Source organism: Kineococcus glutinatus (genome assembly GCF_039542765.1).
GTDB classification, from domain to species: Bacteria; Actinomycetota; Actinomycetes; order Actinomycetales; family Kineococcaceae; genus Kineococcus_A; species Kineococcus_A glutinatus.
This window is the reverse complement of sequence record NZ_BAABIL010000566.1, coordinates 1-2,569: the sequence shown is the minus strand read 5'-3', so window position 1 is coordinate 2,569 and position 2,569 is coordinate 1. Positions and strand designations below refer to the sequence as shown.

Here is a 2,569-nt window from a genome sequence, read left to right as displayed (position 1 = left end):
CGGTGCGCTCCCCGTGCCGGCGCCGGTGCCCGCGGCGGCGCCGGAGGCCCCCGCCGCACCGCCGGAGGGCTGAGCGGTCCCGGGTGGGGCGGGGCCGGTTTGACCCGGCTCCGCCCGCATCCGTAATGTTGTCCCCTGGCGCGTGTGCGTGCGCCCCGCCTGGTCGAGGGCAGGATCCGTTCGCGGGCAGGTCTGCCCGGGGTGGGTCCACCCGCCGCCTGGGCAGGGGTCGCCGGGTCCAGCGCCGCCGAGGTTCGTCGAGAGAAACGGGTCTGTTGTGTACGCGATCGTCCGCGCCGGTGGCCGGCAGGAGAAGGTCTCGGTCGGCGATGTGCTGACCATCGACCGCGTGTCCCAGGGCGCGGGTGCGACCATCGAGCTGCAGCCCGTCCTGCTCGTCGACGGCACCACGGTGACCTCCGAGGCCTCGGCGCTGGCCGCCGTGAAGGTCCGGGCCGAGGTGGTCGAGGAGACCAAGGGTCCCAAGATCCACATCTTGCGCTACAAGAACAAGACCGGGTACCGCAAGCGGCAGGGTCACCGCCAGAAGCACACCCGCATCAAGGTCACCGGCATCGGGGAGTGACGACAGTCTCATGGCACACAAGAAGGGCGCGAGCTCCTCGCGCAACGGTCGTGACTCCAACGCCCAGCGTCTGGGCGTGAAGCGCTTCGGCGGCCAGGCCGTCAACGCCGGCGAGATCCTCGTCCGTCAGCGCGGCACCCACTTCCACCCGGGTGAGGGCGTCGGCCGCGGTGGCGACGACACCCTCTTCGCCCTCGTCGCCGGGGCCGTCGAGTTCGGCACCCGTCGCGGGCGCAAGGTCGTCAACATCGTCTCCGCGGGCGAGTGACACCTCCCTCTGCGTGATCCCGTCGCTGGACGGGAAAGGGGCGGGCCGGCTACCGGCCCGCCCCTTCGTCGTCCGGCGGCACCCGCCCCGCCCGCACCACCAGGCTTCCCCGCACCACCAGACGCGCCTCCCCGCGCGGAGCAGGAGATCTCCATGACGTCCTTCGTCGACCGCGTCGTCCTGCACGTCGCCGGCGGTGACGGGGGCAACGGCTGCGCCTCCGTGCACCGCGAGAAGTTCAAGCCCCTCGGTGGCCCGGACGGCGGCAACGGCGGCCGCGGGGGCAGCGTCGTCCTCGAGGTGGACCCGCAGACCACGACCCTGCTCGACCACCACCACCGCCCCCACCGCCGCGCCGGCAGCGGTCGCTTCGGCATGGGCGGGCACCGCAACGGCGCCGAGGGCGGGGACCTCGTCGTCCCCGTGCCCGAGGGCACCGTCGTGAAGTCCGCCGACGGCGAGGTGCTCGCCGACATGATCGGCGTCGGCACCCGGTTCGTCGTCGCCGAGGGTGGCCGCGGCGGGCTCGGCAACGCGGCGCTGGCCTCCCAGCGCCGCAAGGCGCCCGGCTTCGCGCTGCTCGGCGAGCCCGGCGAGGTCCGCGACGTCGTCCTGGAGCTGAAGACCGTCGCCGACGTCGCGCTCGTCGGCTACCCCAGCGCGGGCAAGTCCAGCCTCATCGCCGCGATCTCCGCGGCCCGCCCGAAGATCGCCGACTACCCGTTCACCACCCTGGTGCCGAACCTCGGGGTCGTGGAGGCCGGCGACGTCCGCTTCACCGTCGCCGACGTGCCCGGCCTCATCCCCGGCGCCAGCCGCGGCCGCGGCCTCGGGCTGGAGTTCCTCCGGCACGTCGAGCGCTGCTCCGTGCTCGTCCACGTCCTGGACGGCGCCGCGCTGGAGAGCGACCGCGACCCCGTCTCCGACCTGCGCACCATCGAGGCCGAGCTGGCGGCCTACGCCGTCGACGAGGGCGGCGTGCCGCTGGCCGACCGCCCCCGGATCATCGCGATCAACAAGGCCGACGTGCCCGACGCCCGCGACATGGCCGACATCGTCCGGCCGGAGCTGGAGGCGCTGGGGGCGCCCGTCCTCGTCGTCTCGGCCGTCTCGCACGCGGGCCTGCGCGAGCTCACCTTCGCGATGGCCGCGCTCGTGGCGAAGGCGCGCGCCGAGGCCCCCGCGCCCGAGGCCACCCGGATCGTGCTGCGCCCGAAGGCGGTGGACGAGGAGGGCTTCACCGTCACCCGCGAGGAGACCGAGGACGGCGAGCGCTTCGTGGTGCGCGGCCGCAAGCCGGAGCGCTGGGTCCGCCAGACCGACTTCGCCAACGACGAGGCCGTCGGCTACCTCGCCGACCGGCTCGCCCGCGCCGGGGTGGAGGACGCCCTCTTCCGGGCCGGGGCCGTCGCGGGTGCCGAGGTCGTCATCGGCGCCGGCCCGGACGCCGTCGTCTTCGACTGGGAGCCCACGCTCGTCTCCGGCGCGGAGGTCCTCGGCCAGCGCGGCAGCGACCTGCGGCTGGAGGACCACGTGCGCCCCACCCGCGCCGGCAAGCGCGAGCAGGAGCGGGAGCGGCGCGCCTCCAAGGCCGCGGCGCGCGCCGAGCTGGACGCCGAGCGGCGCGCGGGGCACTGGACCGCCCCCGACGACGAGGCCGGTTCCGACGAGGCCGGTTCCGACGAGGCCGGTTCCGACGAGGCCGGTTCCGACGA

General features: G+C 75.0%; 3 protein-coding genes. All 3 read left to right on the top strand.

Annotated elements, in window-relative coordinates:
• The first annotated feature begins 277 nt into the window (after positions 1-277).
• Positions 278-586, top strand: a complete 309-nt coding sequence (gene rplU / locus ABEB16_RS18240; RefSeq protein ID WP_345713636.1) for a 50S ribosomal protein L21 — start codon at positions 278-280, stop codon at positions 584-586.
• A 10-nt stretch (positions 587-596) separates the two neighbouring features.
• Positions 597-854 carry a 50S ribosomal protein L27 gene (rpmA, locus tag ABEB16_RS18235; protein ID WP_345713635.1) on the top strand — a complete coding sequence of 86 codons (258 nt, stop codon included), beginning with the start codon at positions 597-599 and terminating at the stop codon, positions 852-854.
• A gap of 153 nt (positions 855-1,007) precedes the next feature.
• Positions 1,008-2,569, top strand: a 1,562-nt coding sequence (gene obgE / locus ABEB16_RS18230; RefSeq protein ID WP_345713634.1) for a GTPase ObgE, incomplete at its 3' end; no start/stop codon positions are given.

What these genes read in the sequence shown, in the direction of transcription:
- rpmA (WP_345713635.1), top strand. Translation starts at nt 597, where the DNA reads ATGGCACACAAGAAGGGCGCGAGCTCCTCGCGCAACGGTCGTGACTCC.